This window comes from Mesorhizobium sp. M7A.F.Ca.CA.001.08.2.1, from assembly GCF_003998455.1.
GTDB classification, from domain to species: Bacteria; Pseudomonadota; Alphaproteobacteria; order Rhizobiales; family Rhizobiaceae; genus Mesorhizobium; species Mesorhizobium ciceri.
In genome coordinates, this window is record NZ_RZPW01000430.1 from 1 (window position 1) to 5,386 (window position 5,386).

Here is a 5,386-nt window from a genome sequence, read left to right on the forward strand (position 1 = left end):
GCTCACGGCCGGGCTGTGTGCGCTGTTGCTGACCACGCCATGGCTGCCCGGCGCCTTCGTGTTCGTGTTCCTGTTCGGCCTCGGCTCCGGCCTCACCAGCATCGTCGGCGGCACCTTGCCGCTCGAACTCTTCGGCCGCGAAGGCTATGGCGCGCGGCTGGGATGGGCGAGCGCTGCCCGTCAGTTCACCTCGGCCTTTGCGCCGTTCGCGCTCGCCTTCATGATGGCGCGGACATCGGTCGCCAATTCCCTGTGGGTGCTGGTAGTCGTCGCCGCGAGCGGCGTCATCGCCTTCCTCGCCATCGCGCTGCTCAGGCGGCGCGGCGGCCCGGCAGCGTTTGCGATTGGCGGCAGCGCGGAAGAGGCGACCTGACCGCCCGCCTTTAGTGCCGCAGAATCTTGCTCAGGAAAGCGCGGCTGCGGTCGGTCTTGGGGTGTGAGAAGAACTCGTCGGGCGTGCCGCTTTCGACGATGGCGCCGGCGTCCATGAACACCACGCGCTGGGCGACCTTGCGGGCAAAGCCCATCTCGTGCGTCACCACCATCATTGTCATGCCTTCCTCGGCGACCGCGACCATGACGTCGAGCACTTCGGAAATCATCTCGGGATCGAGCGCCGAGGTCGGCTCGTCGAACAGCATGATTTTGGGCCGCATGCCGAGGCAACGCGCGATCGCCACGCGCTGCTGCTGGCCGCCGGAGAGCTGTGCTGGATAGGCATTGACCTTGTCGGCGAGGCCTACCTTGGCCAGCAATTCGCGGCCGGCCTTTTCGGCTTCGGCACGCGGGATCTTGCGGACATGGATGGGGGCGAGCGTGACGTTTTCGAGTGCCGTCTTATGCGGGTAGAGGTTGAACGACTGGAAGACGAAGCCGATCTCGGTGCGCAGCTGGGTCATGTTGGTGGCGGGGTCGCCCAGGCGCTGGCCGTCGACGACGAGGTCGCCGTCCTTGATCGCCTCCAGGCCGTTGACGCAGCGGATCAGAGTGCTTTTGCCCGAGCCGCTCGGGCCGCAGACGACGACCACTTCGCGCGGTTCGACGCTGAGCGTGATGTCCTTGAGCACGTTGAGCGAGCCGAACCATTTGTTGACGCCGCGAAAGTCGATCATGCCGGTTTTGGCAAGGCCCGTTTTGGTCATGTTTTCTGGACCTTTGGGGTTGGAAGTCACAACTGCACCTCGCCATGCGCCGCGCCCATGCGCTGCTCCAGCCGGCGGGCCAGCATGATCAGCGGATAGCAGACGATGAAATAGCCGACGCCGACGAGGAAGAACACCAGCAGGCCGTTGGGCACACGCTGCACCACCAGCCAGCCGACGCGGGTGAGGTCGGTGAGGCCGATGGCCGAGACGACGGAAGAATCCTTGATCAGCAGCACATACTGCCCGACCAGCGGCGGCAGCACGATGCGCATGGCCTGCGGTAGCACCAACTGGCGCATGCGCTGCCAGCGCGACAGGCCGGACGCCAGTGCCGCCTCGACCTGGCCGGTCGGTACCGAGCGGATGCCGGCGACGACGATCTCGCAGATGAAGCAGGCAGCCAGATTGGTCAGCGCGATGATGCCGGCGGTGAAGGCGTCGAGCTCGATGCCGAACTCCGGCAGGATGAAGAAGATCAGGAAGATCTGCACCAGGAACGGCGTGCCGCGGATCAGGTCGACCCAGGCGCCGATCAAGCCCGAGATCAGACGGTTGCCGCCGGTCCGCAGGATGCCGAGGGCGAAGCCGAGCAGCGTGCCGAGCACCAGGCTGATCAGCGACAGCAACACGGTCATGCCGAGGCCGCGCAGGGCCAGTGGATAGGAGCCGGCGAGGCTTTGCAGTTGTTGCCAGATCATGTCCGCGCCCCCGCTGTGCCGAGCCAGCGGCTGGAGAGCCCAGCCAGTCCTTTCAGGCCGTAATAGAGCAGCAGATAGAAGGCGGCGATGGTGAGGAAACCTTCCGCCGGCATGAAGCGGTCGGAGGCGAGCAATTGACCGGCGCGCGTCAGTTCCGAAACCGAGATCAGCGACAAAAGGGCGGAATCCTTGACCAGCACGATCGCCTGCCCGAGCAGCGGCGGGATCGTCACCTTGAAGGCTTGCGGCAGGACGACAAGGCGCATGCGCTGGACATAGGTCATGCCCGAAGCGACGCTGGCCTCGACCTGGCCGCGCGGGATCGACAGGATGCCGGCGCGAATGATTTCAGCGATATAGGCGCCGCTGTTCAGCGACAACGCGAGGATGCCGACGACGAGTTCCGGCAGAACGAAGCCGAGCCGGGGCAGGCCGAAATAAAGAAAATAGAGCTGCGCCAGCAAGGGCGTGGCACGCACCGCATCGATATAGGCCTTGGCCGGGGCGCGAAACAGCCAGCCGCGCTGCAGATTCATGGCGCACAGCACGATGCCGACGATGAGCGCGCCGACAAAGGACAGCGCCGACAGCCAAACGGTCGTGACCAGGCCCTGTCCGAACAACGGCAGGTATTCGACGATGGTGCGGAAACTGAAATTTTCGAGCATCGTTGGGTGAAATCCCCAGAGCGCAGGCAACGACAGATGAAACGAAATTCCGGGCGGCTTCGCGGCGTTTAAGATGCGCGCGAAACCGCCTGGATTTATCGCTGCTTAGTGATCCTTCTTCCAGGCGTCGGAATTGACCCAGTAGTCGAGGTTCTTCTGCAGGCGGCCGTCGATAGTGACCTGGTTGAGGAACAGGTTCATCCAGATCAACAGGTCCGGCTCATCATAGCGGGTGGCGAAGGCAAGCGGCTCCTTCGACAGAAGGTCCGGCATGATGGTGAAGGTGCCGGCCGGATAGGCGGTCGACTGGCCCTTGACCGCCGAGACGTCGTTGACGCCGCAATCGGCCTGGCCGTTGTTGACGGCGTCGAGCAGCAGCGGACCGCCACCCTTGTAGCTCTTGATGTCGGCATCGGGGAAGGCGTTCTTGGCTTCCTTCTCGCCGGTGGCGCCGAGCAGCACGGCGATCTTGGTGCCCTTGGCCTTGCAGTCCTCGGTGGTCTTGAACTTGCTGTCGGCCTTGGTGAAGACGGTGCTGCCCGTGTACATGTAAGGCGTGGTGAACGCGACCTTCATGCCGCGCGCCAGCGTCGGTGTCATGTCGGCGACCAGCAGGTCGGCCTTGCCCGACAGCAGCGCCGGGATCAAACCATCCCAGTCGAAGTCGAGGAAGGTGATTTTCACACCCATTTCCTTGGCCATCAGTTCGGCCAGTTCGACCGAACTGCCGGTGCGTTCGCCATTGGCGCCGACCAGCGAGAAGGGCGGTCCCTGGGTCTGCACGGCGACGCGCAATTCGCTGCGCTTGGTGATGTCGTCGAGCGTACCCGCACTGGCCGCAGCGGTGAGCCCGGCGAGCGCAAGCCCGGCGATGAAAAGTCTTCCGGCGATGAAAAGTCTGGCAATCTTCATTTCGGTATTCCTCCCTGTTGTCGTTAATGTGTGCCCGCGGTTCTCCTTGGGCTCCTTTTTGAGCGGCAGCGCCGTTGCCGGCGGCAGCCACCGTTCGAAAATCTTTCGCCTCAGTCCCGTGCCACCGTCTCGGAAACCGTGATGCCACGCCTGGCCAATTCATCGAAGAACCTGATGTCGGGCACATCCAGCAGCGGGTTCAAAAAGCCGGGTCTGGTGATCTCGCCCCTCGCCAGCATCTGCGCCACGATGCTGGCGGGATAGCCGACGCCGAGGCTCATGCCGAACAGGCCGGAAACGAGATCGCGTTCGATGATCAGGTCCGACGTCACCGTCTTGGCGCGGCCGCCTTCGAGGCCGGAAAAGACATTGCGCATCACGCAAAGATCCTTTTCGCCGGGGCCGTATTGCAATTGCGGGCCGAGCAGCCGGCCAAGGAATTCGCGCGGGCTGTTGGAGGTGCCGGGCACCTTGTCCTCAGAGAGGAAACCGAGTTCCTTCAACGGCGCCCAGAAGGCCGACCATCCCGGCCAGCGCAGTGTGTAGCGGCCGGAGCGGCGCAGCCCTTTTGCGGCGTCCAGCATCTCGACATAGTGCAGCGCGTCGCCATTGGGGAAGGCTTCGAGCCTGCCGAGGCCGGCAACCTCGATTTCATGGATGAACGGATTGTCGTGCTGCTGGCCGGCAGGCACTGCGACACGGTTCCCGTCCTCGATCATCACGCTGTCGCGGTTCTGGCTGACCAGGACCATGTCGAAATTCCAGCTCACCTTGTAGCACAGCGGCTTGGCCATCGCCTTCGGCTCGGGGATGCCGCCGCAATAGGAATCGATCGAAGAAATCGAGTCGAACTGCCTGGCGGCGCGCGCGTAGAGCACGAGGTCGATGCCGGGGTCGAGCCCGCATTCGGTCATGATCGAGACACCGGCCTGTTCGGCGGCCGGCGCCAGGTCGGCGATCGACTTGGCGTAATTGGTGGTGACCAGCGGCGTGCGCGTGGCAATCGCGGCCGTTACCGCCTCGCGCATCAGCGGCTGCGGCAACAGGTCGATGACGGCGTCGACATCATCAAGCACAGTGGCCAGGGCCTGGCCGATCGCGCCCTCAGGCACCACGAAGCGCACGCGGGCAAGATCGGTCAGGCCGGCAAGCCGGGCCGGGCCGTCCGCTGCGGTATCGACGCAGACGATTTCCTCGACGCCGTCGCTGGCGACGAGGTCGGTGATTGCCGCCCGACCTTGCAAGCCGAGGCCGCCGAGAACCGCGATCTTCATGCCGGCTCCTTGCGGTCGTCCGACCAGCAGCCTTCCGGCAGGCTGACCCATTTGTTGCAGGACGCCATGACGACGAATGTCTCGCTGCGCACGACTTCGCCTGGCTCGCCGGCGCCGGGGATCAGCTCGCTGGTGACGCGGTAGAGATCGGCGACGTCACCGGCCACCGTCACGTCGACGATGATATCGAAGCGCCCGGTGACCACCGAGGCCGAGTTGACGAAGGGCAGTTCGGCAATGCGCTGCGCCAGTTCGCGGGCCCGGCCGCGCCCTTGGGCATTGATGCCGACAATGGCGGAGATCAGCTCGGGGCGCTCGGTCAGGTTCAGCAGCCCGACGATCTTGAGCAGGTTGCGGTCGAGCAGGTTGCGCAGCCGCGAGCGCACCGTCGGCACCGAAATCGCCAATATCTCGGCGATCCGGTTGATGCCCGGCTGGGCGTCCTGCGACAGCTGTTTGACCAGCCGCCGATCGGTCAGATCGAGATGTTCCCGCAAAGTCCCCGTCTTTCACAAAAGGAAAAAAGTTTGGCGATTTTTTTGCCAATGTGCAAACAAGCTACGTCACGAATATTTGAAAAGCAAGGCAATGATTCAGCGCTGATGGGGATAGGTGCTCGCTGTCCGGCTCACGCCAGCGCTGCCGCCAGCAATTTTGTCTGCGGCGTCAAATCGTCGAAGCGGCGGGGG

At 64.0% G+C, this 5,386-nt stretch carries 6 protein-coding genes and 1 pseudogene; 1 reads left to right on the forward strand and 6 read right to left on the reverse strand.

The window, feature by feature from the left end; all coding sequences use genetic code 11:
* A pseudogene (locus tag EN914_RS22855) lies at positions 1 to 373 on the forward strand (MFS transporter); the annotation flags it as partial.
* Positions 374 to 383: 10 nt separating this feature from the next.
* Here the strand turns inward: EN914_RS22855 and EN914_RS22860 are convergent.
* The 6 genes from EN914_RS22860 to EN914_RS22885 form a co-directional block, all read right to left on the reverse strand.
* A complete protein-coding gene (locus EN914_RS22860) occupies positions 384 to 1,112 on the reverse strand; it encodes an amino acid ABC transporter ATP-binding protein (RefSeq protein ID WP_024501778.1) in 729 nt (242 codons plus the stop codon).
* 56 nt (positions 1,113 to 1,168) lie between these two features.
* Positions 1,169 to 1,843: an amino acid ABC transporter permease gene (locus EN914_RS22865; protein WP_024501777.1), complete on the reverse strand. Its 675-nt coding sequence runs from the start codon at positions 1,841 to 1,843 to the stop codon at positions 1,169 to 1,171.
* Positions 1,840 to 2,511, reverse strand: coding sequence for an amino acid ABC transporter permease (locus tag EN914_RS22870; RefSeq protein ID WP_013530557.1), 672 nt, complete (start codon positions 2,509 to 2,511; stop codon positions 1,840 to 1,842). Before EN914_RS22870 ends, EN914_RS22865 begins: the two co-directional genes overlap by 4 nt.
* Positions 2,512 to 2,616: 105 nt before the next feature.
* Positions 2,617 to 3,423, reverse strand: coding sequence for an ABC transporter substrate-binding protein (locus EN914_RS22875; RefSeq protein ID WP_127389275.1), 807 nt, complete (start codon positions 3,421 to 3,423; stop codon positions 2,617 to 2,619).
* Positions 3,424 to 3,533: 110 nt separating this feature from the next.
* Positions 3,534 to 4,697: a saccharopine dehydrogenase family protein gene (locus EN914_RS22880; protein ID WP_024501776.1), complete on the reverse strand. Its 1,164-nt coding sequence runs from the start codon at positions 4,695 to 4,697 to the stop codon at positions 3,534 to 3,536.
* Positions 4,694 to 5,194, reverse strand: a complete 501-nt coding sequence (locus EN914_RS22885) for an Lrp/AsnC family transcriptional regulator (protein WP_024501775.1) — start codon at positions 5,192 to 5,194, stop codon at positions 4,694 to 4,696. The genes EN914_RS22880 and EN914_RS22885 overlap by 4 nt, the downstream gene beginning before the upstream one ends.
* Between the last annotated feature and the right edge of the window lie 192 nt (positions 5,195 to 5,386).